The organism is Mucilaginibacter sp. 320_HR, from assembly GCF_059691875.1.
Genome location: NZ_JCAWAI010000003.1, coordinates 403385 through 430383, shown reverse-complemented (window position 1 = coordinate 430383; position 26999 = coordinate 403385). Strand labels below are relative to the sequence as shown.

31 protein-coding genes are annotated in these 26999 nt (G+C 45.3%); 19 read left to right on the top strand and 12 right to left on the bottom strand.

The genetic code is table 11. The features are described from left to right. Positions 1–3: 3 nt before the first annotated feature. Complete coding sequence (locus tag AC59GT_RS12435) at positions 4–1662, bottom strand: glutamine--tRNA ligase/YqeY domain fusion protein (protein WP_497237937.1); 1659 nt, start codon at positions 1660–1662, stop codon at positions 4–6. Between the two features lie 321 nt (positions 1663–1983). On the opposite strand from AC59GT_RS12435, the gene AC59GT_RS12430 reads away from it, so the two are divergent. The 13 genes from AC59GT_RS12430 (at position 1984) to AC59GT_RS12370 (ending at position 11113) form a co-directional block, all read left to right on the top strand. Then, positions 1984–3114 carry a zinc-dependent alcohol dehydrogenase gene (locus tag AC59GT_RS12430; RefSeq protein WP_497237936.1) on the top strand — a complete coding sequence of 377 codons (1131 nt, stop codon included), beginning with the start codon at positions 1984–1986 and terminating at the stop codon, positions 3112–3114. A gap of 12 nt (positions 3115–3126) precedes the next feature. Further along, positions 3127–3612: a hypothetical protein gene (locus AC59GT_RS12425; protein WP_497237935.1), complete on the top strand. Its 486-nt coding sequence runs from the start codon at positions 3127–3129 to the stop codon at positions 3610–3612. 111 nt (positions 3613–3723) lie between these two features. Further along, the gene (locus AC59GT_RS12420) at positions 3724–4146 is read left to right on the top strand and encodes a cobalamin B12-binding domain-containing protein (protein WP_497237934.1); all 423 of its coding nucleotides are present in this window, start codon (positions 3724–3726) and stop codon (positions 4144–4146) included. Between the two features lie 9 nt (positions 4147–4155). Continuing rightward, entirely contained in the window at positions 4156–4938 is a 783-nt protein-coding gene (locus AC59GT_RS12415) for an enoyl-CoA hydratase/isomerase family protein (protein WP_497237933.1), read from the top strand. Between the two features lie 249 nt (positions 4939–5187). Continuing rightward, entirely contained in the window at positions 5188–5766 is a 579-nt protein-coding gene (locus AC59GT_RS12410; RefSeq protein WP_497237932.1) for an outer membrane beta-barrel protein, read from the top strand. A gap of 180 nt (positions 5767–5946) precedes the next feature. Beyond that, complete coding sequence (locus tag AC59GT_RS12405) at positions 5947–7383, top strand: sigma-54-dependent transcriptional regulator (protein ID WP_497237931.1); 1437 nt, start codon at positions 5947–5949, stop codon at positions 7381–7383. A gap of 2 nt (positions 7384–7385) precedes the next feature. Further along, complete coding sequence (locus tag AC59GT_RS12400; RefSeq protein WP_497237930.1) at positions 7386–7601, top strand: hypothetical protein; 216 nt, start codon at positions 7386–7388, stop codon at positions 7599–7601. Between the two features lie 84 nt (positions 7602–7685). Next, on the top strand, positions 7686–8729 hold the full coding sequence (locus tag AC59GT_RS12395; protein ID WP_117383485.1) for an AI-2E family transporter: 1044 nt from the start codon (positions 7686–7688) through the stop codon (positions 8727–8729). Positions 8730–8843: 114 nt separating this feature from the next. Next, positions 8844–9110: a YtxH domain-containing protein gene (locus tag AC59GT_RS12390; protein WP_117383486.1), complete on the top strand. Its 267-nt coding sequence runs from the start codon at positions 8844–8846 to the stop codon at positions 9108–9110. A gap of 43 nt (positions 9111–9153) precedes the next feature. Beyond that, the gene (locus tag AC59GT_RS12385) at positions 9154–9492 is read left to right on the top strand and encodes a phage holin family protein (RefSeq protein WP_497237929.1); all 339 of its coding nucleotides are present in this window, start codon (positions 9154–9156) and stop codon (positions 9490–9492) included. 5 nt (positions 9493–9497) lie between these two features. After that, complete coding sequence (locus tag AC59GT_RS12380) at positions 9498–9986, top strand: hypothetical protein (RefSeq protein WP_497237928.1); 489 nt, start codon at positions 9498–9500, stop codon at positions 9984–9986. Between the two features lie 147 nt (positions 9987–10133). Then, a complete protein-coding gene (gene trmB, locus AC59GT_RS12375) occupies positions 10134–10781 on the top strand; it encodes a tRNA (guanosine(46)-N7)-methyltransferase TrmB (RefSeq protein ID WP_497237927.1) in 648 nt (215 codons plus the stop codon). Next, positions 10781–11113, top strand: coding sequence for an MGMT family protein (locus AC59GT_RS12370; RefSeq protein ID WP_497237926.1), 333 nt, complete (start codon positions 10781–10783; stop codon positions 11111–11113). Before trmB ends, AC59GT_RS12370 begins: the two co-directional genes overlap by 1 nt. Before the next feature lie 15 nt (positions 11114–11128). Here AC59GT_RS12370 and AC59GT_RS12365 read toward each other — a convergent pair whose 3' ends face one another. The 3 genes from AC59GT_RS12365 to AC59GT_RS12355 all read right to left on the bottom strand — a co-directional run bounded on the left by AC59GT_RS12365 (position 11129) and on the right by AC59GT_RS12355 (position 12384). Continuing rightward, complete coding sequence (locus tag AC59GT_RS12365; RefSeq protein ID WP_497237925.1) at positions 11129–11533, bottom strand: hypothetical protein; 405 nt, start codon at positions 11531–11533, stop codon at positions 11129–11131. Positions 11534–11644: 111 nt separating this feature from the next. Continuing rightward, on the bottom strand, positions 11645–12007 hold the full coding sequence (locus AC59GT_RS12360) for a VOC family protein (RefSeq protein ID WP_497237924.1): 363 nt from the start codon (positions 12005–12007) through the stop codon (positions 11645–11647). Then, complete coding sequence (locus tag AC59GT_RS12355; RefSeq protein WP_497237923.1) at positions 12004–12384, bottom strand: VOC family protein; 381 nt, start codon at positions 12382–12384, stop codon at positions 12004–12006. Before AC59GT_RS12355 ends, AC59GT_RS12360 begins: the two co-directional genes overlap by 4 nt. Positions 12385–12488: 104 nt before the next feature. On the opposite strand from AC59GT_RS12355, the gene AC59GT_RS12350 reads away from it, so the two are divergent. The 5 genes from AC59GT_RS12350 to AC59GT_RS12330 all read left to right on the top strand — a co-directional run bounded on the left by AC59GT_RS12350 (position 12489) and on the right by AC59GT_RS12330 (position 19273). Continuing rightward, on the top strand, positions 12489–12848 hold the full coding sequence (locus tag AC59GT_RS12350; RefSeq protein WP_497237922.1) for a carboxymuconolactone decarboxylase family protein: 360 nt from the start codon (positions 12489–12491) through the stop codon (positions 12846–12848). Positions 12849–12963: 115 nt separating this feature from the next. Beyond that, entirely contained in the window at positions 12964–13518 is a 555-nt protein-coding gene (locus AC59GT_RS12345; protein WP_497237921.1) for a DNA-3-methyladenine glycosylase I, read from the top strand. Positions 13519–13608: 90 nt separating this feature from the next. Continuing rightward, positions 13609–16419: a DNA polymerase I gene (polA, locus tag AC59GT_RS12340; RefSeq protein WP_497237920.1), complete on the top strand. Its 2811-nt coding sequence runs from the start codon at positions 13609–13611 to the stop codon at positions 16417–16419. A gap of 170 nt (positions 16420–16589) precedes the next feature. Further along, on the top strand, positions 16590–18014 hold the full coding sequence (locus tag AC59GT_RS12335) for a glycogen synthase (protein WP_497237919.1): 1425 nt from the start codon (positions 16590–16592) through the stop codon (positions 18012–18014). Continuing rightward, positions 18011–19273: a glucose-1-phosphate adenylyltransferase gene (locus AC59GT_RS12330; protein ID WP_497237918.1), complete on the top strand. Its 1263-nt coding sequence runs from the start codon at positions 18011–18013 to the stop codon at positions 19271–19273. The genes AC59GT_RS12335 and AC59GT_RS12330 overlap by 4 nt, the downstream gene beginning before the upstream one ends. Before the next feature lie 37 nt (positions 19274–19310). Here AC59GT_RS12330 and AC59GT_RS12325 read toward each other — a convergent pair whose 3' ends face one another. The 3 genes from AC59GT_RS12325 to AC59GT_RS12315 all read right to left on the bottom strand — a co-directional run bounded on the left by AC59GT_RS12325 (position 19311) and on the right by AC59GT_RS12315 (position 21637). Then, positions 19311–19988 (bottom strand): metal-dependent hydrolase, encoded by a 678-nt coding sequence (locus AC59GT_RS12325; protein ID WP_497237917.1) that lies wholly within the window; start codon positions 19986–19988, stop codon positions 19311–19313. 32 nt (positions 19989–20020) lie between these two features. Continuing rightward, on the bottom strand, positions 20021–20335 hold the full coding sequence (locus AC59GT_RS12320; RefSeq protein WP_497237916.1) for a YbaB/EbfC family nucleoid-associated protein: 315 nt from the start codon (positions 20333–20335) through the stop codon (positions 20021–20023). Positions 20336–20428: 93 nt separating this feature from the next. Beyond that, positions 20429–21637 carry a serine hydrolase domain-containing protein gene (locus AC59GT_RS12315; protein ID WP_497237915.1) on the bottom strand — a complete coding sequence of 403 codons (1209 nt, stop codon included), beginning with the start codon at positions 21635–21637 and terminating at the stop codon, positions 20429–20431. Between the two features lie 114 nt (positions 21638–21751). Between AC59GT_RS12315 and AC59GT_RS12310 the strand changes: the two genes are divergently transcribed. Next, positions 21752–22768: a tetratricopeptide repeat protein gene (locus tag AC59GT_RS12310; RefSeq protein ID WP_497237914.1), complete on the top strand. Its 1017-nt coding sequence runs from the start codon at positions 21752–21754 to the stop codon at positions 22766–22768. 367 nt (positions 22769–23135) lie between these two features. Here the strand turns inward: AC59GT_RS12310 and AC59GT_RS12305 are convergent, their stop codons facing one another. The 5 genes from AC59GT_RS12305 to fumC all read right to left on the bottom strand — a co-directional run bounded on the left by AC59GT_RS12305 (position 23136) and on the right by fumC (position 26993). Continuing rightward, positions 23136–23630 carry a DUF3347 domain-containing protein gene (locus tag AC59GT_RS12305; protein ID WP_497237913.1) on the bottom strand — a complete coding sequence of 165 codons (495 nt, stop codon included), beginning with the start codon at positions 23628–23630 and terminating at the stop codon, positions 23136–23138. Further along, complete coding sequence (locus tag AC59GT_RS12300) at positions 23627–24073, bottom strand: low molecular weight protein-tyrosine-phosphatase (RefSeq protein WP_117383504.1); 447 nt, start codon at positions 24071–24073, stop codon at positions 23627–23629. The genes AC59GT_RS12305 and AC59GT_RS12300 overlap by 4 nt, the downstream gene beginning before the upstream one ends. Positions 24074–24188: 115 nt before the next feature. Beyond that, a complete protein-coding gene (locus AC59GT_RS12295; protein WP_497237912.1) occupies positions 24189–24986 on the bottom strand; it encodes a S1/P1 nuclease in 798 nt (265 codons plus the stop codon). Position 24987: 1 nt separating this feature from the next. After that, positions 24988–25521, bottom strand: coding sequence for a hypothetical protein (locus AC59GT_RS12290; protein ID WP_497237911.1), 534 nt, complete (start codon positions 25519–25521; stop codon positions 24988–24990). Positions 25522–25571: 50 nt separating this feature from the next. Next, positions 25572–26993, bottom strand: coding sequence for a class II fumarate hydratase (gene fumC / locus AC59GT_RS12285; RefSeq protein ID WP_497237910.1), 1422 nt, complete (start codon positions 26991–26993; stop codon positions 25572–25574). Between the last annotated feature and the right edge of the window lie 6 nt (positions 26994–26999).

Sequence of the window (26999 nt, the reverse complement as noted above, 5' to 3'; positions counted from 1 at the left end):
GGCTTATTTCTTCACCCAGCCATCTTTTAGTGTAACCGTGCGGTTAAACACCAGTTTGTCGGCTGTCGAATCTTTATCCAGTACAAAGTAGCCTTTGCGCATGAACTGAACCGGTACTCCGGCAATAGCGTTAGCCAGATCGGGCTCTATATAGGCCGGCGATATTACGTGCAGGCTGTTCGGATTAATGTAATCTTTAAAGTCGCCGTCTTCATTGCTTGGGTCTTCTACCTGGAACAAGCGGTCGTACAGGCGTACTTCGGCGGTTTTAGCATGCTCTACGCTCACCCAGTGGATGGTGCCTTTAACAGTTAATCCGCTGGTGTCGTTACCGCTTTTAGATTCCGGCAGGTAGCTGCAGTGTATCTCGGTAATGTTGCCATCGGCATCTTTCACAACGCTTTCACCTTTAATGATGTAAGCGTTCTTTAAGCGTACCATACCGCCAATACTCAGCCTGAAATATTTCTTAGCGGGCACTTCCATAAAATCCTCGCGCTCTATCCATATCTCACGACCAAACGGAAACTCGCGGCTGCCATCGCCACCTTCGGCTTCGGGATTATTCTCACCGCTAAAGTATTCGGTTTGCCCTTCGGGATAGTTATCCATTACCAGCTTAACCGGGTCAAGCACAGCCATGCGGCGCCATGCCTTTTTGTTCAGGTCTTCGCGTATACAAAACTCCAGCAAGCCCACATCAATCATGTTCTCGCGTTTGGCCACGCCAATGCGTTCGCAAAACTCGCGGATGCTGGCCGGCGTATAACCACGGCGGCGCAGGCCGCTAATGGTGGGCATGCGCGGATCATCCCAGCCTTCAACATGGCCTTCGGTAACCAACTGCAGCAGCTTGCGCTTGCTCATTACCGTGTAGTTTAAATTAAGGCGGGCAAACTCATATTGCTTACTTGGGAAAAGCTCCAGTTGCTCTATAAACCATTCGTATAACGGGCGGTGGGGGATAAACTCCACCGTACAAATGCTGTGCGTTATTTCTTCAATAGCATCGCTTTGGCCGTGGGCAAAATCATACATCGGGTAAATGCACCAGGCATCGCCAGTGCGGTGATGGTGCGCATGTTTAATGCGGTACATCAATGGGTCGCGCAGGTGCATGTTTGATGACGCAAGGTCCAGCTTGGCCCTAAGTACCTTGGCCCCATCAGGGTATTTGCCGGCTTTCATATCGGCAAATAGCTGCAGGTTTTCTTCTACACTGCGGTTGCGGTATTCGTTACCGGTACCCGGCTCGGTAGGCGTGCCCTTTTGAGCGGCTATTTCCTCGGCAGTACTGTCATCGACATATGCCAGGCCTTTTTTGATCAGGGTTACGGCAAATTCATACAGTTTGTCAAAGTAGTCGCTGGCGTATAGTTCCTGCGCCCATTCAAAGCCAAGCCACTTAACGTCCTCTTTTATACTGTCAACGTATTCCACGTCTTCCTTTACAGGATTGGTATCATCAAAACGGAGGTTGGTTTTGCCACCATAACGCTGCGCAAGGCCGAAGTTAAGGCATATCGACTTTGCGTGGCCAATATGCAGGTAACCGTTAGGTTCGGGAGGGAAACGTGTTAAAACACGGCCGCCGTGCTTGCCTGCCGCCAGGTCTTCCTCTACAATCTCCTCTAAAAAATTTAATGATTTTTCTTCGCTCATGGTGTTCGTAACAGAGGCGCAAAAGTACAGAATTTAGCACAATATACCGCCTTTCAAACACTTGTAAATGAATGGCGGCGCCACTCCTAACCTTAATTCTGCTGTAAGCGCATACGCCAGCAGATGTTACAAGCAAGCCAATATACTCTTATAATTGGTTTAAGGACCGATTGTGTTGAATGTATTTATCTTCAGATTAATATATTTTCCTATAACGTTATTAAGTGGCTTGCTTTTTGATTTAAAGTTATCTGTTACATATCGGCACCGCGGCTGATGTGCAGCAATATCATTAAACCAAAACATACATCTATGCTAGCTATGAACTACAGAGGCCCGTATAGGGTCAGGGCAGAGGAGAAGCCAATGCCCGAAATACTGCATCCGAGCGATGCCATTGTACGCGTAACCCGTTCGTGCATTTGCGGATCAGACCTTCACTTGTACCATGGGATGGTGCCTGATACACGTGTGGGCCAAACCTTTGGGCACGAATTTATCGGTATAGTAGAAGAGATAGGCCCATCGGTACAAAACCTTAAAGTAGGCGACCATGTAATGGTGCCATTTAATATCGCTTGTGGCAAATGTACTTTTTGTAAGCAAGGTCTGTTTGGTAACTGCCATGAATCTAACCCAATGGCTACTGCCGTAGGTGGCATATTTGGTTACTCGCATACAGCCGGCGGCTTTGACGGCGGACAGGCACAATACGTACGTGTTCCTTATGCAGATGTAGGCCCAACAGTTATACCTGCCGATATGGACCCTGATGACGCTGTATTGTTAACAGACGTAGTGCCCACAGCTTACCAAGCCTGCGAAATGGGTGGTATAAAAGAGGGCGATACTGTGGTTATTTTTGGCGCAGGGCCTATAGGCATTATGGCGGCAAGATGCGCCTGGTTCTTTGGCCCGTCACGCGTTATCATTATCGATCATATAGATTATCGCTTGGAATTTGCCCGTAATTACGCCAAATGCGAAGCTTATAACTTTAAAGAGCTGGAAGATCCGGTTTTGTTCCTGAAGAAAACCACTGACTGGCTGGGTGCTGATGTTTGTATTGATGCAGTGGGCTGCGAAGCTGAAGGCAATACTTTGCAAACCTTTACTGGTCGCGTTGCCTTGCTGCAAGCCGGTGCAGGCACCGCTTTGCAGTGGGCTATAAATGGTGTAAAAAAAGGCGGCATCGTTTCCGTAGTTGGTGTATATGGCCCGCCGTATAATATGATACCTATCGGCAATGTCGTAAACAAAGGGCTTACAATACGTGCCAACCAGGCTTCAGTAAAAAGGTTGCTGCCAAGGTTAATTGACCATGTACAGTCGGGCAGGCTCAATCCTAAAGAGATCATCACCCACAGGGTGCCCCTTCAGGAAGTCGCCGAAGCATATAACATTTTCTCGTCTAAACTGGATAATTGTATTAAAACGGTACTTATCCCATAAAACCACAACATCATGGAAAGCAGAAACACTGATTATAAAAGCATACCGGGGTGGGGAATGGATGCAGACCCCGAGAATGAACCTACTTACCCGATGAAGAATTACACTGGGGACGATCATAACCGTATAAACTACGAGCGAGAGCCGCAGCAGCCTAAAACTGTCGAAATTTTACAATCTATAGAGCGGCCTGCGATAACAAGAGTTTTTGGTACCAGCACGCCGCCCAAAGGGTTAAGCGGAATGATACGCCGGTGGGCATTTACCCATAGTGAAGACAGGTATCGCCATTGGATACCGCTTATACTTGCGGACCGTATAAACGTATGGGAAGGCATTATTGAGGACATAAAAGGCGGCCACTTCCCTAATATTATTGCGGAGCGTGGCATGAAGGCCGATCTTAAGTACAATAAGATGGGACTTCTTAAGAAAGTGTTAGCCGTAGCCGCAGTAACGGCAGTTGTGGTAGCTACAGTAAACAATAAGAAAAAGTAAATAGAAGGCGGCAGCTATACACTGCCGCCTTTCCTTTTCAAAATACTTTGCAGTGTTCTGCATCTTCATACTTTCTGTTACCTTTGGTTAGCATTAGCTCCGGATATTCTTATGAGCAATAACCAATTTAACAGGCCTATACGGGTATTAGTGGCAAAGGTAGGCCTGGACGGGCACGACCGCGGTGCACGCATTATTGCAACTACCTTACGCGATGCCGGCATGGAAGTAATATATACCGGATTGCGCCAAACGCCCGAAATGGTGGTGAACACCGCCTTGCAGGAGGACGTGGATGCAATAGGTATCAGCATCCTATCTGGTGCGCACATGACGGTATTCCCCAAAGTATTAAAGCTTATCAAAGAAAAGCAAATGGATGATGTTCTGCTTACCGGTGGCGGCATTATACCTGCCGATGATATGGCCGAGCTAAAGAAATTGGGCGTTGGCGAACTGTTCCCCCCCGGCACCAGTACCCAGGAAATTGTAACATACATTACAAACTGGGTACATCAGAACCGTAACTTTTAATCTGTAGCCATGGCATACGAAAACCTTCTTACCGAGCAAAAGGACCGTATATTATACATCACTATAAATCGCGAAAGCAAGCTTAATGCGCTCAACAGGCAAACACTGCAGGAGCTTAACAAAGCAATTACTGCCGCGATTGCGGACCAGAGTGTTGGAGGAATTATTATTACCGGTGCGGGTAACAAGGCATTTGTTGCTGGCGCAGATATAGCAGAGTTTGCCGGTGTAGATGAACAAGGCGGTGCAGCTATAGCGCGTGAGGGGCAGAGTAATGTGTTTGATCTGATAGCTAATTCGGGTAAGCCGGTAATAGCTGCAGTAAATGGCTTTGCACTCGGCGGCGGACTTGAACTGGCTATGGCGTGTCATATCCGCATAGCCTCTGACAATGCCAAAATGGGTTTGCCGGAGGTCACCCTAGGCCTCATTCCGGGATATGGTGGCACGCAGCGCTTAACACAACTGGTTGGCCGCGGTAAGGCACTAGAGATGATCCTGACGGCTGATATGGTTGCTGCTGAACAAGCACTGCAGAGCGGATTGGTAAACGCTGTTGTTCCTCAAACAGAACTGCTTGCAAAAGCAGAGGAGATAACGACTAAAATATTAAGCAGGGCTCCCCTTGCCTTGGCTGCCGCAATAAGATCTATTAATGCTGCTGCAACAGACGGTGTAAACGGATTCGAAACTGAAATAACAAAATTCGGGCAGTGTTTTTCCACCTCTGATTTTAAAGAAGGTGTTGATGCTTTTTTGCAAAAACGCAAGCCATTATTTACCGGTAAATAGCGTTTTGCGCTTTTTAGCCGCTTCCAGGGTACTTTTTAGGAACAAAACAGCTTCTTCTTTATGACAGAAAATTGCTATTTGCACCAGCTTTTTACACTTTGTTGACTAATATACCCCATTGGTCAAAAAATAAATTACTGTTAATCAATTGATTGAATAAACCTGACAATTGGATGAAAAAACATCTGTTTTTTCGTGCTTTAATTTGCTTCGTGTTTCAAACACACTTAGAGTTTAATTTAAAAGATCATGAAAAACATTTTCAAAATCGCAACAATTGCTTTAGCATTCGCAGGTTTATCACTTGGTGCAAAAGCACAATCAACAACAACTTCTACTACTACATCTAACGGTATCCGCTACAGCATTGGTGTAGAAGCAGGCGTACCAACCGGCAGCTTTAATGATGCCTACAAATGGAACCTTGGTGGTTCGTTACAGGCAGATATCCCTGTTGCCAGCCAATTGTTTGTAACTATTAACGCAGGTTACAATAACGTATTCGGAGAGAAGAATGTTGGCCCTACCGGCTTTGATGTACCTAACGTACAATTATTGCCTGTTAAAGCTGGTTTAAAGTTCTTCCCGGTATCAAACTTTTACATCCAGGGCGAAGCTGGTGCTGCATTCCTGTTAAACAAATCTGATTTCTTCAACGACAAGTCTACAGCGTTTGTATACGCTCCGCAGATTGGTGTACAGTTCCCGGTAAGCGCAAGCAGCTTTATTGATGCAGGCATCCGTTACGAAGCTACTACCAAGTACAGCAGCAACTTTGATAACAGCAAAGTGAACTTTGTAGGCCTGCGTTTAGCTTACGGTTTCTAACAAAAAGAATACAACTATCTCCAGAAAAACAACAATTGGGAAAGAGGGCGTAAGCCCTCTTTTTTTGTGCCTAAAAATGTGCGGTATTTACATATTGGATAACAATTATTCTTAAAAATTATCAAATATTTGTACCTTGACCTGCACAATACGTTTACCAATTACCAGTTTATTGCTGTCATGAAAAAAATTCTCATCATTGATGACGAAGTGAATGTTGGGCTGTTGCTATCGAAATTTTTGACACGCAATGGTTTTGAAGTTGATACCGCGGCAAACGGAGAAAAAGGCATGGAATGCCTAAGGAACAGGGAGTACCAGCTGGTGCTGTGCGATTTCAGGCTGGAAGATACCGACGGCCGTGAAATGCTGAAGAATATTAAGGCGCAGTACCCGCAGACCGGGGTTATTATTATAACCGGCTATAGCGATATTAAAATGGCGGTAGAACTGATAAAGATGGGAGCGTATGATTACATCACCAAACCGCTTTACCCCGACGAGATACTCACAACCATAAATAAAGCCATTGAAACGCAGTACGCATTGCAGGAACTAGCCAATAACAGTTATGCTTCCGGAAGCGAAAGTGAGAAACCTCAGAAAGAAACAAAGAAGCAAATACTCTCTGCGGAATTTGTTACAGGAGCCAGCCGTGCTTCAAAGGAGTTGTTAAGGCAGATAGAGCTAGTTGCACCAACCAATTATAGTGTTATTATACTGGGTGAAAGCGGCACTGGCAAGGAGTCGGTGGCTAAAAGCATCCACTTGAACAGCCTTCGCGCCGATCAGCCGTTTATTGCTATGGACTGCGGCTCGCTTACCAAAGAACTAGCGGCAAGCGAATTTTTCGGGCACGAGAAAGGCTCGTTCACAGGCGCCTTTGCTACTAAAATAGGCCACTTTGAAATGGCTAACGGCGGCACCTTGTTTTTAGACGAGGTTGGCAACTTATCTTACGAGATACAGGCTGCCCTGCTGCGTACCGTTCAGGAACGTAAAGTAAAGCGTATAGGGAGCACCAAAGAGATTGACCTGGATGTGCGTATCATTATCGCCACAAACGAAAATTTGCAGGAAAGCATAAGTAAAGGAAAGTTCCGTGAGGACCTTTATCATCGTTTCAACGAGTTTACTATTTATATGCCCCCGTTGCGCGACAGGGGTAACGATATAATGATGCTGGCGGAGCACTTTCTGAAAATAGCCAACCAGGAGCTAGACCGTAACGTAACCAGCTTTTCGCCGGAAGTGGTAGACTGCTTTATGAACTATCGCTGGCAGGGGAACATACGCGAACTGAAAAACGTTGTACGCCGGGCCACATTGCTTACCGAAGGTAATGAAGTGATGCTAAAAAGCCTGCCTTTAGAAATAACAAACTTCAAGATGACCGGCAGCTATGATACGGGCCAGGGGCAAGCCTCCTACGCCGCGCCGGCAGAGGTACGTGAAGCGCCTAAGCACGATCTTAAATATGCTGCATTGGGTGCGGAGCATGAAACGATATTGAAGGTGCTGAGAGAGGTTAATTTTAATAAAACGAAGGCAGCGGAAATACTTAACATAGACCGCAAGACCCTTTACAATAAAATGAAGGCGATTAACCTAAAGTAATAATGGAAGGTTCTACCGCGAACATGCCCGGCGCTGATGAGCTGTTAATGCTTAAGCATGATATTAAAAACCAGTTGTCCAACATTCAGCTTGCTATAGAAGCATTGAAGTTTGAGTTGGAAGACGTGAATGAGGAGCAGCAAATGTTTGCGAACAGTATTGTAATTTCGGCACGTAAGATAGACGAGCTGCTGGCTATAATACCCGTTCAGGAATAATTCATATACAGGGCTCTGCGCTAAAACTTTACAATCCAGTTTCTGTTTACATACCGATACCGTACTTAAGCTTTTTCCGCAGGAATGTCCATCTTTAATTACAAGCAGCGCAATAACATCATATTGGTAAGCATTATTGTGCTGGGGTGTTTCCTGCTTTATGCTTTAAGCGAGCTGTTCAGCTCAATCCTTGGCGCCATTGTGCTGTTCACCATTTTTCGCCCGTTTTATCTTTACATGGTTGAGAGGCGCAAGTTCAACTCAACTATATCCGCACTGATTATCATTGCTATATCGCTGATAGTAATCGTGATACCGTTCTTATCCATGAGCATTATGATCATCGGCAAAATTGCCAGCATCAATAAAAGCAATCTTCCGATAGATCAATGGACGCAGAAGATAGATGCTTTTACCGGTGAAAACCTGGGGCAGCCACACTTCGCCGAAGATACCTTTAAAAAACTAGGCGCTTACGCCGCAGATCTTTTCCCATCGTTGCTGGGCAGTGCCGCAAGCATTATCATCACGTTGCTCGTAATGTACTTTTTAATGTACTTTATGTTTGTACAAATGCGTGCGTTTGAGACAGGGTTACTAAAGTATGCTCCCTTTCGAGAGCAGCATGCACTTAAATTCGCACAGGCACTGCGCGACTCTACGTATTCAAATGTTTTAGGCCAGGGAATTATTGCTTTAACGCAGGGTACCCTATTAGCCATGGGCTTTTACGCTTTCCAGATACCCGATGCTATATTCTGGGGCTTTGTGGGGGTGTTCCTGTCCTTCCTGCCGGTGGTTGGTGCCCCCACAATGTGTATCCCGGCTAGTCTTATATTCTTCGCTAACGGACAAAACTTTAAGGGCATATTATTGCTTGCTTACGGCTTGTTGTTTATAGGCAACGTAGATAATGTATTAAGAGTGATCATAAATAAACGAGTGGGTAATACGCATCCTATTATTTCTATCATAGGGGTATTTATCGGCTTGCCGCTGTTCGGTATTCTTGGCCTTGTTTTTGGGCCCTTATTGTTATCGTATTTTTTATTATTGCTGGAAATATACGAAACAAACCGCATGGCGGCAGACCGGCTGGAGCGCATAAGAACAGGCCCGGAACTGTAACATTTTGTGCCGGCCAGCGTTTATATGGTAATTACCAATAAGCCAAATGTGTTCTTGCCTTACTTTTATTTAATAATTAATAAAACAAATATTCAACTTAAAAATTAATACAATATGAACGATAACACAAAAGTAGTTGTTGCATTGCTTGCCGGTTTAGCAGCAGGAGCAGCGCTTGGAATTTTACTCGCTCCAGACAGCGGAACAGAAACACGCGATAAGCTTTCTGAATCATTAAAGAATCTTGGCGACTCCATTAAAGAGACCGCTACAAAAGAGATTGACAACCTTGTGAACCTTAAGAGCAGGGTGGTTGATAACATCAAAGGAAAGATCAAATCTACCGAGGATGAATACCAGGATGACCTGGAACACGCTTAAAAATTGATACACCCGGCACAAGACTGTGGCATTATAAATTGGTATGGAACAACAAAAAGAGGCTGCGCGCCCGATAATTGAACAGTTAAAAGAATACGTAGAAACACGGCTAAAGCTGTTAAAGTTAGAGGCTGTTGAAAAAAGCACATCAGTAATAGCAAACGTTGTTGTTGATCTGGTGGTGGTAATAAGCCTAATGCTAACATTTTTGTTTGCCAGCTTTACACTTGCGCTGTTCCTCGGGGAAGTGTTCCATTCATACTGGAAAGGCTTTGGTTGCGTGGCGCTCATCTATTTGCTTTTGGCCGTAGTTTTGATTGTTGCTAAAAAGCCTATAGAAAGGCCGATTGTTAATATTTTAGTTAGAAAGTTATTCCGTTAGTACTTATGAGCATCCTCATCAATAATGTCAACGACCTTAAGGTTGAAATATCACGGCTCAAGAACCTGGAGCATGAGCAAGCTATAGCGTTGCGTGCACGTTTTCACAGCCCGGCTGCTATAATACATACTGTAATGACTCTGTTTCCAAAGTCGGCAACGGCAGATGGTATAAAAAGTGCCGGGTTCTTCAACCAGGATTTTCTTAGCCTGATTTCCCGCATAGCATTGCCTTTAACCTTAAATAAAACTTTGTTTAAGCACTCTAACTTCCTTGTGAAAACGTTGGTGGGGATAATATCACAAAAAGCATCTAACTACATCAGCGAAGATTCTGCTAAAGGCGTTTGGGAGAAGGCAAAAGGGTTCTTTAGTAAACTTACCAAGAAGAAAGAGGACAAGCCGGATAAGGAGATTATACCAGCCTATGCTAAGTACTACAAAGAGGGAGAAACCCTTAACCATCAGGGTGAACCTGGTGAGTACAGCAGCTAGGTAGTTATACATAATATTCGCCCTGTTGTGAAACACGGTTTAAAGGGATAGGCTTTTTGCATATCCCTTTTTGTTTAGGAACTTGTTTGTGAGCAGCATTAGGCGAGTGGTAAGTAAATATTATCAAAATCTGTATTTTTGCCGCTCATGGGAAAAGATAAGTTAAGGCGATTTGCTGAGATAGCAACATTTGATAATGTATTGCAGCTGGATGAAGGCAAACCTTTAAAAGGAAACTGGGCGCAGGAATTTTTTAAAAATACTAACCCTGTGGTGCTGGAACTGGCCTGCGGTAAAGGCGAATATACCGTGAACCTGGCTAGAATGTTCCCCGATAAAAACTTCATAGGTATAGACTATAAAGGCAATCGTTTATGGCGCGGAGCTAAAAGTGCGCTGGAAGAAGGTGTAAACAACGTTGGCTTTTTGCGCATACAAATTGAAACCTTGCTGGACTATTTTGCAACTGCAGAGATAGATGAAATATGGATAACCTTTCCAGATCCTCAGCCACAAATTAGCCGGGAAAAGAAAAGACTTACTGCACCGCGCTTTTTGGCTAAATATAAAGAGCTGCTAAAGCCAGGCGGCTTCGTAAATCTCAAAACGGATAATGATGGTCTTTACGCCTACACTGTGGAGAAAGCGACTGAACTCGGGCTACCCGTTGATGTAAGTACTGATGATCTATATAACTCGCCATATGCAGATGAAGTGCTGTCAATAAAGACTTATTACGAAAAGAAGTACCTGCAGCATAATAAAAACATTAATTACATCAAGTTCTCGTTTTAATGCCTCAAAGCAACTTTTACGATGATGTTTACCAGGTGGTAAGACTGATACCCAGTGGGCGGGTTACGTCCTATGGTGCAATAGCTGCTTATCTTGGATCTAAGCAATCATCGCGGGTTGTGGGTTATGCAATGATGGCGTGCGGAACTGCCCAGCCACCAGTACCCGCACATAGGGTAGTGAACAGGCAGGGCTTGCTTACAGGCAAGTTTCATTTCGGTGGCGACACAATGGAGCAACTGCTAGCGCACGAAGGCATTAAAGTAATAGACAATCAGGTTCAGAATTTTAAGGAGATTTTCTGGGACCCTGCAATTGAGCTGAACCTTTAAAACCTAAGGAAGTTTTTAGGAGAGAGTCCTCGCGCCGCGCAGTCTTGCAGATCCTCTGAATCGTTTTGGTGAGCTAAGCCCACCCGTATAATCTGTTACCAGGTATAATACCAGCAGCACCACCCCAAAAGTCAGGAAAAATGCTTTATCGCGTTCATCATAGCGCAACTCTGTAAAGCATAATATCAAAACAATAATGCTCAGCGCCAATTCGATGGTGCCATGCAGCTTCATAGAAATAAAGCGAAATATACCGGCGTTGTTATTTGTGCAGGCAGTAATAAACAGGTGCGCAAAGCCAAGTAGGTAAACGTATTTTGCGGTATGTTCAGGCAAAACAAACGCGGTTGGTGCTATCCACAAGAATAAAACTAGGCAGTAGTCGATAATGCCATGCATCGCGGGCGATATTATCTTCATCTTAAATAGTTTAACAGAAATACTGTATTGTATTAATGCAGGTACTATTATAAGATGAAAAGTAGCACTTAGTTTTAGACCTTAGTGTAAAACTTACAACGTGTGGTGGTGCTATAGTATCTGTAGCAGTTCCATGCGGTTGCCAAACGGGTCTATAAAAGCAAATCGTTCACGCCCGGGTATTACCGGCTCCTCAACTATTTCCACACCGTTTGCTTCCAGGTGAGTTCTTGCAGCTTTAATGTCCGCCACCTCCACAGCGGTATGCCGTATAGTGCGAGATAGCGCAGGCTCTACACCAATATGCAGCTGTGCATTGCCAATATCAAACCAATACCCGGCAGACGAAAACAGATCGTCCGGTCTATAGATTTGTTGCAGCCCTAATACACCAGCATAGAATTCCCGCGCCTCTTCCAGACGTTCTGGTGAAACACAAACGTGAAAGTGATCTACGCGCTTAAAGGTAATCATGCGCCGTGTTCTGCAAAAGTTATAACGTAGTTGTTGTTGTCCAATATCGAAAACTCTGTAGCGCCATAGAATGTTTTTTCCAAACCTTTTAACACGGTTACTTTATCCTTTATCTGCTCATAATAGCTATTGATGTCTTTAAGTGTTACATAAAGCAACAGCGAACCACCATCTGTGCGACTTATTTGCGGCAGGTCGTCACCCAGGCTTTGGAAGGTTTGCAGCATAACAGTTACACCACCATAACTAAGCATTGCCCAAACAAGATCAGCGCCGTCTTCGGGTACGCTCATGGTTAGTTCGAAGCCAAGTGTTTGGTAGAATGCTACAGAGGCGTTAATGTCTGTTACAAAAATATTGGGTGATAAGGATTCCATAATGTTTTGAGAAAAGGTTTGCTAATATTTTTGGTAAATCTAAAAACTTTAATTTAGATGCCAATACGAATGTTGTAATTTGCACAACGCAAACACACATTAATATGGGTAAGTTAATAAATGAATTTGAAGGCTATCGTACCAAAATGAACGATAGGATAATGGAAACCGCTAACACTAACATAAAGCGTTTTTTTGCGCTGGATACTACCTGCTATGCAGATGGCGCTCTTGATGTAAAAACCAAAGAGATGCTTGGGCTGGTAGCATCAATGGTGCTCCGCTGCGATGATTGCATTAAATATCACCTTGGCAAATGCTATGAGGCTGGAGTAAACTCTGACGAAATGAACGAAATATTTATGATAGCTAACCTGGTGGGCGGTTCCATAGTTATACCACACTATCGCAGGGCCGTGGAGTATTGGGATGAGTTGAACGAAGCGGTAGAAGAAAGTAAGTAAATAAACGTCAACCCGTCATTGCGAGCGATAGCGTGGCAATCATCGAAAGGCAAGCTGGCAAACCATTCTGTCGAAGATTGCTTCGTACCTCGCAATGGCGTCATAATCTATATAGATGTCAACTCAAGAACTAACCCGCTGCAGCTGGTGCGGGACAGACCCGCTCTACATACAATATCACGACGAGGAGTGGGGTAGAACCACCCACGATGACAAGGTGTTCTTTGAATTCCTGACACTTGAAGCTGCTCAGGCCGGGTTAAGCTGGATAACTATCCTGCGGAGGCGGGACAATTACCGCAAGGCTTTTGCCGGCTTTGATGTACAGAAGGTTGCTGCTTTTGACGAGAAGGATAAAGAGCGCCTGCTAAACGATGAGGGCATCATCCGCAACCGCCTGAAGGTAGATTCTGCTATACGCAATGCACAACTATTCATACAGGTGCAGCAGGAGTTTGGATCGTTGAACAATTACCTGTACAGCTTTATGCCCGAAGGCAAGCCTGTTACCACTTATAATGGCCCGCAGGTAAGTACGCCCGAGTCCGACGCGATAAGTAAGGATATGAAAAAGCGTGGTTTTAAGTTTTTTGGCACTACAATTTGTTACGCATTTATGCAGGCAACTGGTATGGTTAACGACCATATTCCAGAATGCGCTTTCAGATAATTTCGTTCGTGCTGAGCTACATTAATTGTATTTTTGAAAAACACTAACAATCGTGCCTGTCAGTAAACCTGATGAACCGATGAGTATCTTATGAAAAAACTGTTTCTATTAGATGGTATGGCGCTTATTTACAGGGCGCATTTCGCATTGAGCAAAAACCCGCGTTTTACCTCCGGTGGGTTTAATACGTCAGCTGTAATGGGGTTTACCAATACCTTGCTGGATGTACTGCGGAAAGAAAAGCCCACCCACATGGCCGTAGTGTTTGACACCGATGCGCCTACCGATCGCCATACTGAATATGAAGCATATAAAGCGCATCGTGAGGCCATGCCGGAGGACTTGTCCAAAGCCTTGCCATACATATTTAAAGTGGTGCTGGGCTTTAATATCCCGTTGATTACATCAGACGGCTACGAGGCCGACGATATAATAGGCACACTCGCAAAAAAGGCCGAGGCAAAAGGCTACCAGGTGTATTGCATGACCCCTGATAAAGACTTTGCACAGTTGGTGTCTGAGAACATCCACATCTACAAGCCGGCTCGTATGGGTAACGATATGGAGATATTGGGTGTTAAGGAAGTACTTGCCAAATGGGAGATAGAACGACCGGAGCAGGTGATTGATATACTTGGGCTTTGGGGAGATGCCGTAGATGGCATCCCTGGAATACCGGGGGTGGGTGAGAAAACAGCAAAGACCCTCATTAAGCAATATGGTTCTGTTGAAGAGATAATTGCCCATAGCCACGAACTTAAAGGCAAGCTGCGCGAGAATGTAGAAAAATATGCCGAGCAAGGCCTGATGTCTAAACGATTAGCGACCATCAATCTTAACTCTCCTGTAGAGCTGGACGAAGCCGGTCTGGAAATGTGCGCGCCCAGCAAAGATTTGCTGGAGCCCTTATTTGCCGAGTTGGAGTTTCGTACGTTGGGCCGCCGTGTCTTCGGAGATGACTTCAGCATTACAGAAACCCGCGCGGTATCAGTGCAGACAGATTTGTTTGGTAACCCAACTGCCGAGGGCCGCACTACGCTTAATGTAGATGTGCAGGACATTTACGAGGCACCGGCACAGCCAGAGGCAAAAAATATCAACAATACCGAGCATGAGTACATCCTGGTAGATACGTTTGAAAAACGCGCCGAGCTCATCAATATATTAAAGCAGGAGAAAAGCATTTGCTTTGATACCGAGACCACCGGCACCGATGCCAATCATTGCGAACTGGTGGGTTTATCGTTCGCTATCAAACACCATCATGGTTGGTACGTGCCTGTACCGCACGACGAAGCAGAGACCAAAAAGATAGTCGCCGAGTTTAAGCAGTTATTTGAAAATGAGGCAATAAGTAAGATAGGGCAGAACCTGAAGTTTGACATCCTGATGCTGAAGTGGTATGATGTGGAAATGAAGGGTGATCTGTTTGACACCATGATGGCGCACTATGTTATTGACCCAGACACCCGCCACAACATGGATGTGCTAAGCGAAAATTACCTCAACTACACACCTGTTTCCATTACAGAGCTGATTGGCCCTAAGGGCAAGAACCAGGGTAATATGCGTGATGTGGAGATTGAAAAGATAAAAGACTACGCAGCCGAAGATGCCGATGTTACGCTGCAATTGCGGGACGTATTTGCACCTAAAATAACTGAGGTAGGTGCCGATAAGCTCCTGCACGAAATAGAGAACCCATTGATATACGTGCTGGCAGATGTGGAGCACGAAGGGGTACGCATTGACCATGACACGCTGCGCGAGTTTTCTAAAGAGCTGGAAACCGATCTAGGGCGCTTAGAAAAGACGGTATATGAAAAAGCGGGTGTGCGTTTTAACATAGCGTCACCAAAGCAATTGGGCGAAGTATTGTTCGAAAAGCTGATGCTTGACCCCAAAGCTAAAAAGACCAAAACGGGCCAATACCAAACCGGTGAGGACGTGCTGCTGGCGCTTGCTTCTAAAAGCGACATTGTGCGGGACATACTGGATTTCCGCCAGCTGCAAAAGCTAAAATCGACCTATGTGGATGCATTGCCAACCATGGTCAATCCTAAAACGGGTCGCGTACATACCAGCTATAACCAGGCGGTTGCTGCAACAGGAAGACTGAGCTCCAATAACCCTAACCTTCAAAACATACCTATCCGTACGGAACGTGGCCGCGAGGTGCGCAAGGCTTTTATTCCGCGGGATGAGAACCACAGCATAGTTTCCGCGGATTATTCGCAGATTGAACTTCGAATTATAGCCGAAATAAGCAAAGACGAGAATATGCGGTCAGCATTTACCAATAATATCGACATCCATACCGCTACCGCTGCCAAAGTGTATGGCGTGGGATTAGACGAGGTTGACAGTACCCAGCGCCGGAACGCCAAAGCAGTAAACTTCGGTATCATTTACGGGCAGTCGGCATTCGGGTTGTCACAGAACCTGGGCATACCCCGTAAAGAAGCGGCCGAGATCATAGAGAACTACTTTGCACAATACCCCGGCATAAAACAATACATGGCCGACACCATGAACTTCGCGCGCGAGAACGGCTACGTTACTACCCTTATGGGCCGCCGCCGTTACCTGCGAGATATCAACTCCGCCAATCAAACGGTTCGCGGTTTTGCCGAGCGAAATGCCATAAACGCTCCTATACAGGGATCGGCGGCAGACATGATCAAGATAGCCATGGTCAACATACACCGGGAGTTTAAAGCCCGTAAGCTGGACGCACGCATGACGATGCAGGTGCATGACGAATTGGTGTTTGACGTGCCTAATCACGAAGTTGAGATTGTAAAGCCTATCATACTGGAAAACATGAAGAATGCCATTAAAACCGAAGTGCCTATAATGGTAGAGATAGGTACAGGTGCAAACTGGTTAGAGGCGCATTAACATTTTGCCATTTCGCAATAATACGGAGAGAAACTTTATAGAAAATATCAATTCGTCAATTACGGATTTACTTTCATTAAATTCTTACATCGTTCCAAACACATTTTTGAAATAATGTGTTTGTTCATGTGGGGAAATGTTTAGTACCTTAACCACTATATAGTCCTTTAATGAGAATCTACCACCTTAGTGCCGAATGTTATCCTATAGCTAAAGTTGGCGGGCTTGCAGATGTTGTTGGCGCGTTGCCCAAGTACCAAAATCAGGCAGGGCTAAACGCGGCCGTGGTTATACCGTACTACAACCGCAAGTTTGTACACGAGAATACTTTCGAGGTGGTTTTCCAAGGGCTTACACTGCTTGGCGACCGGCGTATATACTTTGAAATTGTAAAGGAAACCACCGATAAGCTTGGGTTCGAACTTTTTATGGTTAAGGTACCCGGGCTGCTGGATAGGGAGAACATCTACAGCTACCCTGATGAAAGGGAGCAGTTCCTGGCTTTCCAGATTTGTTTTCTGGATTGGATAAACTGGAGCGGGCAAACGCCGGATGTAGTACACTGCCATGATCATCACACCGGGCTGGTCCCGTTCCTTATGTACCATTCGGCACTTTACCGCAGACTGGCGCACATACCAACCGTTTTTACCATTCATAACGGGCAATACCATGGGGCATTTGGCTGGGAAAAACTGAACTACCTGCCGGAAATTGACGCATTAAAAACAGGCTTACTGGAATGGGCAGGCGGAATAAACCCCCTGGCCTGCGCCGTAAAATGCTGCTGGAAGTATACTACCGTATCTCCCAACTACCTGCACGAACTCACCATAAACTCCAACGGGCTTGAATATTTGTTCTGGGTGGAAAGAGCGAAAGGCGTCGGCATTGTTAACGGGATTGATACCGACGTGTGGAATGCAGAAAGCGACCCAATGGTGCTGAACCATTTTAATGCAGCCACTGCTGATAAAGGCAAAAAAGCCAATAAAAAGGAACTTTGTGACAGGTTTAACCTCGACATAAACAAACCGCTTGTTGTATTCATTGGCAGGCTGGTAGTAGAAAAAGGTGCCGACTTGCTGCCCGAAGCTATCGAACGCAGCATAAGGCAGCACCCGAATGGTGTAAACTTCCTGATACTGGGTACAGGAGATAAAGAAACCGAATTAGCCATACAGGCACTTAAGGACGAGTTCCCTCAGAACTGTAATGTATTTATAGGTTATGACGAATCTTTAGCACACGTGATATACGCAGGCGCCGATTTCCTGCTGATGCCTTCGCGGGTGGAACCATGCGGCTTGAATCAGCTTTACGCCATACGTTACGGTACCATACCAATTGTGCGTACAACCGGCGGCTTAAAGGACACCGTTACAGATATTAACGAAGAAGATGGTTATGGCATTCGTTTTGAAAATGCTACAGCGGACGATATTACATATTCCATAGCGCGAGCTGTGGAGCTTTACCAGGACACAAAAAAAATGCAGCTGCTGCGTAAGCGGATGATGGGCCTCGACTTTTCGTGGGGGCGCTCGGCTCAGGAATATATAGATCTGTATAACAGTTTAACATCTCAACCATGACATCGAAAGTGATCAGCATTGTACTTGGCGGAGGCCAGGGCAGCCGTTTAGCTCCACTAACACTAACGCGCTCCAAACCGGCCGTACCAATTGCCGGTAAATACCGCCTGGTAGATATACCCATCTCCAACTGCCTGCACTCCAATATCAACAGGATATTTGTGCTTACGCAGTTCAACTCGGCATCGCTTAACAAGCATATTAAAAATACGTATCACTTCAGTACGTTCAGTACTGCTTTTGTTGATATACTCGCTGCTGAGCAAACGCCGACCAGTGCGGGTTGGTTCCAGGGAACTGCCGATGCTGTAAGGCAAAGCTTACACCACCTGGCCGTGCATGAGTTTGATTACGTGCTTATCCTTTCTGGCGATCAACTGTACCAGATGGATTTTGAGGAAATGATACAGCAGCACGTAGAATCCAAGGCAGATATATCAATTGCTACTATACCGGTGCACGAGCGTGATGTGCCCGGGTTTGGTATCCTGAAAACCGATGCCGAAAATAACATTACGGCTTTCATTGAAAAACCCAAGACCGGCTTTGAGGAATGGGTATCTGAAGTTAGCCCGGAAATGAAAGAGAAAGGGCGCATATACCTGGCATCGATGGGTATATACATCTTTAACCGCAAATTGCTGTACGAATTGCTTGAGAGTAACGACCAGACCGATTTTGGTAAGGAGATTATTCCGCAATCAATACAGGGGCATAAAGTAGTGAGCTACCAATACGAAGGTTACTGGACAGATATTGGTACCATTCCATCGTTCTTTGAAGCTAACCTCGGCTTAACAGATGATATACCAGAGTTTAACCTTTTCGATAAGAATCACATCTATACGAGGGCACGCATGTTGCCGCCAACCAAGGTTTCCGGTACACACTTAGAGAAGTCGATAATTGCCGATGGCTGCATTATTAACGCTAGCCTAATCAATCGCTCTATTGTTGGTATACGTACCCGCATAGGGCTTTATACTAGCATTGAGAACTGTTATATAATGGGAAGCGATAATTACCAAACCCTTGAGGAAATCGCTGCAGCGAAAGAAGCTGGTGTTCCTGCAATGGGTATAGGCGACAGGTGTACCATTAAGAATGCGATAATTGATAAGAACACTTATATAGGGGACGATGTCAAGATCAATTGTAACAAGAAACTTCCTGACGGAGATTACCCAACTTATACAGTTGTAGATGGTATAGTAATCATCAAGAAAAGAGCGGTGATCCCCAGCGGAACCGTTATTTAAACATAAGAGAAAAGGCCCCATAAGGGGCCTTTTTATTTTACAACTCGATGCTTTCGCTTATTGCTGGTAGCTTAAGGTTGAGGCCTGCTTTAATAAACTTTTCCTGCACCTCGTCCTTATTAATTTCTATTACCGGGAAAGAATCATAGTGAACACCTACAATATCCTTGCAATTAATAAAAGACGCAGCCTTAATGGCATCATCGGCACCCATTGTGTAGTTATCGCCAATTGGCAGGATAGCCCAATCCAGGTTCTCATCTTCCAGTAGCTTCATGTCGTAAGTAAGCGCGGTATCTCCCGCAAAGTAAACCTTCTGCCCGTTAAACGTAATTACAAAACCTGCAGGGTTACCACCATTGCTGCCATCAGGTAAGGCACTGGAGTGTACGGCATTTACCATTTTAACGCGACCAAAATCAAAATTGAATACACCGCCAATGTTCATGCCATGGGTATTATCAATACCTTGCTTGCCTAACCAGCCAGCTATTTCGGCAATGCAAATGACCTTTGCTCCGCTTTGTTTTTGTACCTGTACCAGGTCGCCAACATGGTCGCCGTGCCCATGCGATACCAGGATGTAATCTGGTTTCAGAGCGCTTACATCAATATTTTTAGCCAAAGGATTTTGGCTGATGAACGGATCGAATAATAATCTGGTGCCGTTTGCCTCAAGTTCAAGGCAAGACTGACCGTAATAAGTAAGTTTCATAGTTAATAAGCTTTATAATACGACTGCCTAATCTATTTACCAAACAAGCTTCCCAAGCCGCCCATGCCACCAAACATGTTGTTTGCCATGGATGCCATTTCACTTTGGCTCACATTTTCTGCCTGCTCCAACGCTTTATTAACAGCAATAGCCATTAGTTCTTCTAGTTCTTCCTTGTCAGCCTCTTTAAGAAAAGCCTCGTCTATGGTAATGGCCTGAATAACCTTATTGGCATTAGCAGTGACAGTTATTTTGCCGCCTTCAGCGGTGCCGGTTACACTTATGGTATCCAGGCGCTGTTTCATTTCGCCAGCTTTTTGCTGTGCTTCTAATATTTTGTCGAACATAGGTATAAAGTTAGTGGTTTATAAAGTTGATCAAGTGAATGGTTGTTCATTATTAATCAGTGTTAATTAATTTACTACCAACCATTACTAATATCAATCCTCAGCCGTATCCCCGGCGCCATTGTAAGCACCTTTGCGCACTACCGGCATGCCCGTCATCTTAAACAGGTCATCCAGGTGCAGCAGACTGCCGTTTACCAAATTACCTAACAAAACAATGGTAACATCGTTTTTAAGATCGCGTAAATAAATGTGGCGGAAACCGTGCCACCAGCCGGTGTGATAGACTACCTTTTCGTTAGGTGCTTCAAATATCCTCCAACCGTAGCCGTAATTGAAGTGCCCGCGTATCATGGGGTTATGCGCTGTATATGCCGAATCCTGAGTAGCGGGTTTCATGAGCTTGCCCGCGCGCAGTGCCTGGTCAAATACATAAAGGTCGCCTACAGTGCTGTAAATACCTTTGTCGCCAACAGGTCCGTCCAAAAAATTTTGCGCTACAGAGTACTTCCAGCTATTGCGATCGTGTCCAACCACATCCGCAGGTATTTTATCATATACCGCTTTTGAGTAAACCGCGGTATGGGTCATGCCTGCAGGTTTAAAAATGTTCTGCATCATGTAATCTGCATAACTTTGGCCGGTAACCTTTTCTATAATAGATCCCAGCACCATAAAATTAGAGTTGTTGTACAGGAACCTAATATTTGGTTTATTAAAGCGGGCAGGTTTGTACTGCGCTATCATAGCCATTGCTTCCTTGTTGGATACCCCTTTACGCTGGTCGCGGTGCTCGCTCCGGAAAACGCCGTCAATAAAGTAAACGTAATTCATCATGCCAGAGCGGTGAGTAAGCAACAGGCGAATAGTTACACCTTCATATGGGAAGTCAGGAAAGAAATCTCTTACATCCTGATCAAGCTTTATTTTACCTCGTTCCCACAGCTGCATAATGGCGGTACCCGTCATGGTTTTAGTAACGGATGCCAGCTCGAATTTCGAGTCTAGTTTAAGGCTATCACGGGTAAGGTGGTTAGCCCAACCATAAGAACCTTCATATAATATCTTTCCTTTTTTAGCGACCAGAACATTGCCATTAAAGCCACTTACCTTATGCAGGTGTTCCATAAAGGCAGCTATCTTTTTGTCGCCATCTTTAGGGTCGTATTTTAAAAACTTAGCAGGATCAAATGGTTTTTCGGGATTGATGCCGTTCTTTTTATCAGCCGAGCCTGATGAGCAGGAAGTGATTAAGAATAAGGGAATTAAGAACGACAGTGTGCTTTTAAGAACAACATTCATATGCAAAACAGATCCAAGGGTAAATGCCGGGCGAAAATTAGAAATTATATAGGAGGTAAAAGAGAATTTTTTGAGTAATGTTTCAACATTATTAAAAGCGAGTTAAATTAGCGTATGAAAATCTACCGTTTATTGTTATTAGCTATTGTGTGTATTACCATAAGCACCACTGGATTCTCCCAAGATCAAACTGATAGTGTTTCAACATTTATAAAACAGGGTATTGAGTTAGGTAGCAAAAAAGACTATCCTGCTGCAGTAGCAAAATACAAGGCAGCGCTGGCTTTGCAGCCGGATAATGCACAGGCAAATTATCAGATGGCCTTCGCGCTGTTTGCATCGGGCAGGAGTGCGGATGCGGTACCTTACATAAATAGTGCTATTAAAAGCAGTACCGACAGTAAGTTTGCTGCCGCTGCTTACAGTTTACAGGGTAGCATCTACGGTACTTTAAACCGTTCTCGAGAAGCTGTTGCTGCCTACAAAAACGCCATAGCTGCAGATACCTCTAACCAGCGGATCTACTATAACCTGGGCATTGCGTACTTTAAAGCAAAGCAGTATGCCGCGGCCGAACAGCAGTTTGCAGATGCGCTGAAGCGCGACATAAAAGATGCAGGCAGCGCAAGGATGTACGCCCTTGCTGCCTTTCATCAGAACAAACGAACTGAAGCTATACTAGGTTTTTGCTACTTCCTTTTGCTTGAGCCGGGCGGCACACGCAGCGCGGAAGCTTTCGGTAACCTGCAGAACATTTTACAAGGAGGTACCCTTAAACCCGAGCCTGGTTACAAAGCAGTTGCTACACCCTACATCACCTATCAAAATGGATTGATTGTAAAAGCTCTAAGCGTTTTCAAAACAAGGAAGTACGGCTCGCATGCAGACCTGTTGGCTGCGCAGCTGGATGCCATTATAGTAAAGCTTGCGGAAGCATCCAGGAATAAACAATACTTTTGGCACAGCCTGGCAGATCATTTCGGCAAGCTTAATGCTGCCGGGCACATGCCGGCGTTTGCTAGGTACATCAGCCAAAGTGCCTTAACTGAGAGTGCCGGATGGATGGCTGCTAACGCGCAAAAGGTGGCTTCTTTAAACACGTGGTTAGCAGGGAATCACCCAGGGATTTAACGGGTTAACGCCTGAGACAAACGCTCGCATTTGGGTGGAGAGCGCCATAGGCGAGGGCGGTCGTTTTGCGTTCACTTTACCGGTGTAGTGTTCAAAAGTGTTCAGCTTTTTTTGTGCCGGGGCTGTTTTTGTGCAATTTGAACACTTGTACGCTTCCCCTCAAAAAAGTGCTATATCAGCATCAAAATGGCTGATTTTGCCTGGAAATCTTTACCTGTACCTTTAAAAACCACACCGATTTGAGATGCTATTTTAAAATAAATTTGCATTTAATAAATCCGTTATTTTAAGATTTAGCTCCTGAACATGCCAAAAAAGAAGCGGCTGTCTCCAAGAGAACAGCCGCTTCTTTTATATCTGTGGACAGTTATTTTGATGCCGGATTTATGGTTGCTTTTACAGTGCCGCACTCCAGCATTTCGTCGCCGTAGTAAGGGTTGCGTATCTCTTCCGTTTCGCTTAGCCATGATGCCTTTTTCATGGGGCAATACTGCTGGTAAAGCGGGCTGCTGTTGGTCTTGAGGGCGGACAACAACGCGTACATGTTTTTAGATAAGCTTGAGAAATGTTCACGCTGACGTGCAAGCACACTACTCTCGCTGATATGGCGGCTGTCTAGCTTTAATCTGTCGGCATACTTGGTGTATAAAACTTCCTGCGCAGGCTTTAAATCTACCGGTTTAACCGCAAGGGTATTCAGCAACTCTTTAGAGCGGGTTTTAGCAAGTGCTGCATTGCTGCCTACAAGAGCGTTCTTCAATGCTATGTAAGATGTAATTACTTTGTCTGTACCGCTCACTTGTTGAGCGCTGGCAGCAAGGCTGCTAAAAACTATTACAAAACTGAGGAATAGTGCTTTCATATCTGTTTGTCTTTATATTGCCTGATGATCTCTTTACACCCAGCCTCAATCAATTTATAAACCGGGGCAAACTGGGTATCATCATAATACGGATCGGGTACTATATTATTGCCTAACAGTAGTTTTACTTTCTCACGATCTTCGGGACTGCGGGCCTTCGCCAGTATGTCGGCAAGGTTACTGCGGTCCATCACCAGTATCAGGTCAAAGTCGTCAAAGTCGCGCACGTTGAACAATCGGCATACCTGCTTACTGATATCTACACCCTGCGCCAGGGCAGCTGCAATGGAGCGCCTGTCCGGCGGGCGGCCAACATGCCAGTCACCGGTACCTGCCGAGTCTACTTCCCAGTCCAGTCCTGCTTTTTGTGCCTCATGGCGCATAATGCCTTCTGCCAGTGGCGAACGGCAGATGTTGCCCAGGCAAACCATTAGTATTTTCATTGTTTAAGCTGTTACCTTCGTTACGCGAAAAGCAGAAAGACCAAAGCAAGAGCTTTTACTTCCTGCTATCTGTTTTCATCTTTTTGCTCTGTGCTTTAAGCTTTCTGCTTCTCTATTAACCAAAGATTTGGTTCAATACGCCAGCAAGCCTTACGCCGCCTTTTAAAAGCTGCTGGTTAAGCACACCTATAAACTTAAAATTGTAATTGTAACCGCTTACTTTGTCCTTGCCCTCTACATCAGCATAGATCTTTTCTGCAAGCTGGCTAGATTCAAACAGCCATTGGCTAACAGGTGCTGCCTGCAATTCGGCGCGTTGCTTGGCCGTAGTGTGGTTTATCCATGCTACGTACTCAGTAAAGCTCAACTGCTGCATATCTATCAGCTGGGAATCCCATATCGAGTGCAAATTGGTTGGCTGCGGGTTGTTGTTCCAGGTAAGTTTTACATCATTACCACCCTTGTCTGCAGTGTGTGCAGTGTGCATTGGCTGATGAACGTCTTCAACAATGTGTATCAGCATACGCAGGTACAGCACCTTGCTGGTTTTTGACAGGTTCTTTTTCTTTAGTTCGCCTATTAAAAAGTTCATCTTAGTATAAGCATCGGTAGTGGTGTCGGCTTTTAGGTATGCCTGCATTTCGGGGTAGGTCATACGTTTATCAAAATCGACATAGTGCCATACCGAAAGGTAATTATAGGCCGGGTCAGACTTAATAAAATCGGCCCAATTGCTTGTCATGGCAATGCTTTCGTCACCCAGGATGGCTTTAATAGCGGCACGTGCCTTGGGCGTTAAATAGCTGTCGGCTATTTGCCCGCATATACGGTGGCCGTTTGTTCCCCAGGCCATGGTTTGTACAGGCAGGTACATGATGGCAATTGCAAGTAAAAAGATCCTGATCGATTTCATTTTAAAGTGGTTTTGGAATACAAGTATTTCGTTTAATGAGTCTGGCGTTGAAAGGAAGTACGCTGGCCAGCGGTGCAAACCGCACAATTGAGTCCGTTTGTTTTTTTACTTTGAAGGCTTCCTGGTAGTTGCCGTACCGGAAACAACCGCCTTCTACCTTGTAGCTAAAGTTGGGGTTGCAAAACAAGCCCTTTAGTATCAGTGTATCATGTTTTTGCTGGTAAATGCCTTTGGCATACTCGGCCCAATGGCCATTTTTTATGCAAGTGTCTGCACCTGCAACAGCCTTTGAGAATGAATTCATGCTTACAAAAAACGAATCACAGCTAAACTTCAGCCGGTACGCTGTTGCGGTAACCAGCTGTTTTTGGAGGGCTGATGTATCCTGCAGCCATTCGCCTTGTAGGTACTGCTGGCCCTGCTCCTGGTAATCGGGGTTGAATTTGCAGCTTGTTAAGCTTAAAGCGGAAAGCAGAAGGCAAAAAGCCAGAGTTAAAAGAAAAGGCGAGCGGAAAAATACGAAACGCTTTTGCATGGTATATCAAAAAGCCCCTTCTTTAATAAACCAGAAGGGGCTATGTGCATTTATTGCTCCCCCTTTAGGGGGCTGGGGGGTAAACTGCCTATCATATCTTCAGGACGCACCCACTGGTCAAACTGCTCGCTGGTTAGTAAGCCCAGGCCTATTGCAGCTTCGCGAAGAGACGTGCCTTCTTTGAGCGCTGTTTTGGCAATTTTAGCAGCGTTCTCATACCCAATATGCGGGTTAAGCGCTGTCACCAGCATCAGAGAATTTTCCAGGTGTTTTTTAATGCCTTCGTAGTTCGGCTCAATGCCTACCGCGCAATGATCATTAAAGGATACGCAAGCATCGCCTATCAGCCTTGCCGACTGTAAAAAGTTGGCAGCCATTACCGGCTTAAATACGTTCAGTTCATAGTGCCCATTAGAGCCTCCTATAGATATAGCCACATCGTTACCCATTACCTGTGCAGCAACCATAGTAACCGCTTCGTTTTGGGTTGGATTTACTTTGCCAGGCATAATAGATGAGCCAGGTTCGTTATCCGGTATGTGTATCTCGCCAATGCCTGAACGCGGGCCAGAGGCCAACATCCTGATATCGTTAGCAATCTTCATTAACGATACGGCTATTTGCTTAAGCGCTCCGTGGCTTTCCACAATAGCGTCGTGGGCAGCCAGTGCCTCAAACTTATTTTCTGCAGTGATAAATGGCAGGCCTGTAAACTCGGCAATGTACTGTGCTACTTTAACATCATAACCTTTAGGGGTGTTAATACCAGTACCCACAGCGGTGCCGCCAAGCGCAAGCTCGCTCAGGTGGTCCAGCGTGTTGCGCAGGGCCTTCAAACCGTGATTTAATTGGGATACGTAGCCGGAGAACTCCTGGCCCAAAGTAAGCGGTGTAGCATCCATCAGGTGGGTGCGGCCAATCTTCACAACGCTTTTGAACGCTTCGCTTTTAGCCTGCAGGGTGTCGCGCAGTTTTTCAATACCGGGGATGGTTACATCCATTAGTATCTTGTATGCCGCAATGTGCATTGCAGTAGGGTAAGTATCGTTCGAGGATTGTGACTTGTTCACGTCATCATTCGGGTGGATGAAGGTTTTACCCTCGCCCAAAGTGTTACCCTGTAGTACGTGCGAGCGGTTGGCCACCACCTCGTTCACGTTCATGTTTGATTGTGTGCCCGATCCTGTCTGCCAGATCACCAGCGGGAACTCGCTGTCCAGTGCGCCGGTCAATATCTCGTCGCAAACCTGTGCTATCATGTCGCGTTTCTCGGCAGTTAGTACGCCAAGGTCAGTATTGGTGTAGGCAGCTGCCTTTTTAAGGTAGGCAAAGGCATCTATAATTTCCTTTGGCATTGATGCCTCCGGGCCTATTTTAAAGTTGTTGCGGCTGCGTTCTGTTTGTGCACCCCAGTATTTGTCGGCCGGTACCTGTACCGCGCCCATGGTATCATATTCGGTTCTGAAACTCATAACGAT

What these genes read in the sequence shown, in the direction of transcription:
- AC59GT_RS12435 (WP_497237937.1), bottom strand. Translation starts at nt 1,662, where the DNA reads ATGAGCGAAGAAAAATCATTAAATTTTTTAGAGGAGATTGTAGAGGAA.
- AC59GT_RS12430 (WP_497237936.1), top strand. Translation starts at nt 1,984, where the DNA reads ATGAACTACAGAGGCCCGTATAGGGTCAGGGCAGAGGAGAAGCCAATG.
- AC59GT_RS12425 (WP_497237935.1), top strand. Translation starts at nt 3,127, where the DNA reads ATGGAAAGCAGAAACACTGATTATAAAAGCATACCGGGGTGGGGAATG.
- AC59GT_RS12420 (WP_497237934.1), top strand. Translation starts at nt 3,724, where the DNA reads ATGAGCAATAACCAATTTAACAGGCCTATACGGGTATTAGTGGCAAAG.
- AC59GT_RS12415 (WP_497237933.1), top strand. Translation starts at nt 4,156, where the DNA reads ATGGCATACGAAAACCTTCTTACCGAGCAAAAGGACCGTATATTATAC.
- AC59GT_RS12410 (WP_497237932.1), top strand. Translation starts at nt 5,188, where the DNA reads ATGAAAAACATTTTCAAAATCGCAACAATTGCTTTAGCATTCGCAGGT.
- AC59GT_RS12405 (WP_497237931.1), top strand. Translation starts at nt 5,947, where the DNA reads ATGAAAAAAATTCTCATCATTGATGACGAAGTGAATGTTGGGCTGTTG.
- AC59GT_RS12400 (WP_497237930.1), top strand. Translation starts at nt 7,386, where the DNA reads ATGGAAGGTTCTACCGCGAACATGCCCGGCGCTGATGAGCTGTTAATG.
- AC59GT_RS12395 (WP_117383485.1), top strand. Translation starts at nt 7,686, where the DNA reads ATGTCCATCTTTAATTACAAGCAGCGCAATAACATCATATTGGTAAGC.
- AC59GT_RS12390 (WP_117383486.1), top strand. Translation starts at nt 8,844, where the DNA reads ATGAACGATAACACAAAAGTAGTTGTTGCATTGCTTGCCGGTTTAGCA.
- AC59GT_RS12385 (WP_497237929.1), top strand. Translation starts at nt 9,154, where the DNA reads ATGGAACAACAAAAAGAGGCTGCGCGCCCGATAATTGAACAGTTAAAA.
- AC59GT_RS12380 (WP_497237928.1), top strand. Translation starts at nt 9,498, where the DNA reads ATGAGCATCCTCATCAATAATGTCAACGACCTTAAGGTTGAAATATCA.
- trmB (WP_497237927.1), top strand. Translation starts at nt 10,134, where the DNA reads ATGGGAAAAGATAAGTTAAGGCGATTTGCTGAGATAGCAACATTTGAT.
- AC59GT_RS12370 (WP_497237926.1), top strand. Translation starts at nt 10,781, where the DNA reads ATGCCTCAAAGCAACTTTTACGATGATGTTTACCAGGTGGTAAGACTG.
- AC59GT_RS12365 (WP_497237925.1), bottom strand. Translation starts at nt 11,533, where the DNA reads ATGAAGATAATATCGCCCGCGATGCATGGCATTATCGACTACTGCCTA.
- AC59GT_RS12360 (WP_497237924.1), bottom strand. Translation starts at nt 12,007, where the DNA reads ATGATTACCTTTAAGCGCGTAGATCACTTTCACGTTTGTGTTTCACCA.
- AC59GT_RS12355 (WP_497237923.1), bottom strand. Translation starts at nt 12,384, where the DNA reads ATGGAATCCTTATCACCCAATATTTTTGTAACAGACATTAACGCCTCT.
- AC59GT_RS12350 (WP_497237922.1), top strand. Translation starts at nt 12,489, where the DNA reads ATGGGTAAGTTAATAAATGAATTTGAAGGCTATCGTACCAAAATGAAC.
- AC59GT_RS12345 (WP_497237921.1), top strand. Translation starts at nt 12,964, where the DNA reads ATGTCAACTCAAGAACTAACCCGCTGCAGCTGGTGCGGGACAGACCCG.
- polA (WP_497237920.1), top strand. Translation starts at nt 13,609, where the DNA reads ATGAAAAAACTGTTTCTATTAGATGGTATGGCGCTTATTTACAGGGCG.
- AC59GT_RS12335 (WP_497237919.1), top strand. Translation starts at nt 16,590, where the DNA reads ATGAGAATCTACCACCTTAGTGCCGAATGTTATCCTATAGCTAAAGTT.
- AC59GT_RS12330 (WP_497237918.1), top strand. Translation starts at nt 18,011, where the DNA reads ATGACATCGAAAGTGATCAGCATTGTACTTGGCGGAGGCCAGGGCAGC.
- AC59GT_RS12325 (WP_497237917.1), bottom strand. Translation starts at nt 19,988, where the DNA reads ATGAAACTTACTTATTACGGTCAGTCTTGCCTTGAACTTGAGGCAAAC.
- AC59GT_RS12320 (WP_497237916.1), bottom strand. Translation starts at nt 20,335, where the DNA reads ATGTTCGACAAAATATTAGAAGCACAGCAAAAAGCTGGCGAAATGAAA.
- AC59GT_RS12315 (WP_497237915.1), bottom strand. Translation starts at nt 21,637, where the DNA reads ATGAATGTTGTTCTTAAAAGCACACTGTCGTTCTTAATTCCCTTATTC.
- AC59GT_RS12310 (WP_497237914.1), top strand. Translation starts at nt 21,752, where the DNA reads ATGAAAATCTACCGTTTATTGTTATTAGCTATTGTGTGTATTACCATA.
- AC59GT_RS12305 (WP_497237913.1), bottom strand. Translation starts at nt 23,630, where the DNA reads ATGAAAGCACTATTCCTCAGTTTTGTAATAGTTTTTAGCAGCCTTGCT.
- AC59GT_RS12300 (WP_117383504.1), bottom strand. Translation starts at nt 24,073, where the DNA reads ATGAAAATACTAATGGTTTGCCTGGGCAACATCTGCCGTTCGCCACTG.
- AC59GT_RS12295 (WP_497237912.1), bottom strand. Translation starts at nt 24,986, where the DNA reads ATGAAATCGATCAGGATCTTTTTACTTGCAATTGCCATCATGTACCTG.
- AC59GT_RS12290 (WP_497237911.1), bottom strand. Translation starts at nt 25,521, where the DNA reads ATGCAAAAGCGTTTCGTATTTTTCCGCTCGCCTTTTCTTTTAACTCTG.
- fumC (WP_497237910.1), bottom strand. Translation starts at nt 26,993, where the DNA reads ATGAGTTTCAGAACCGAATATGATACCATGGGCGCGGTACAGGTACCG.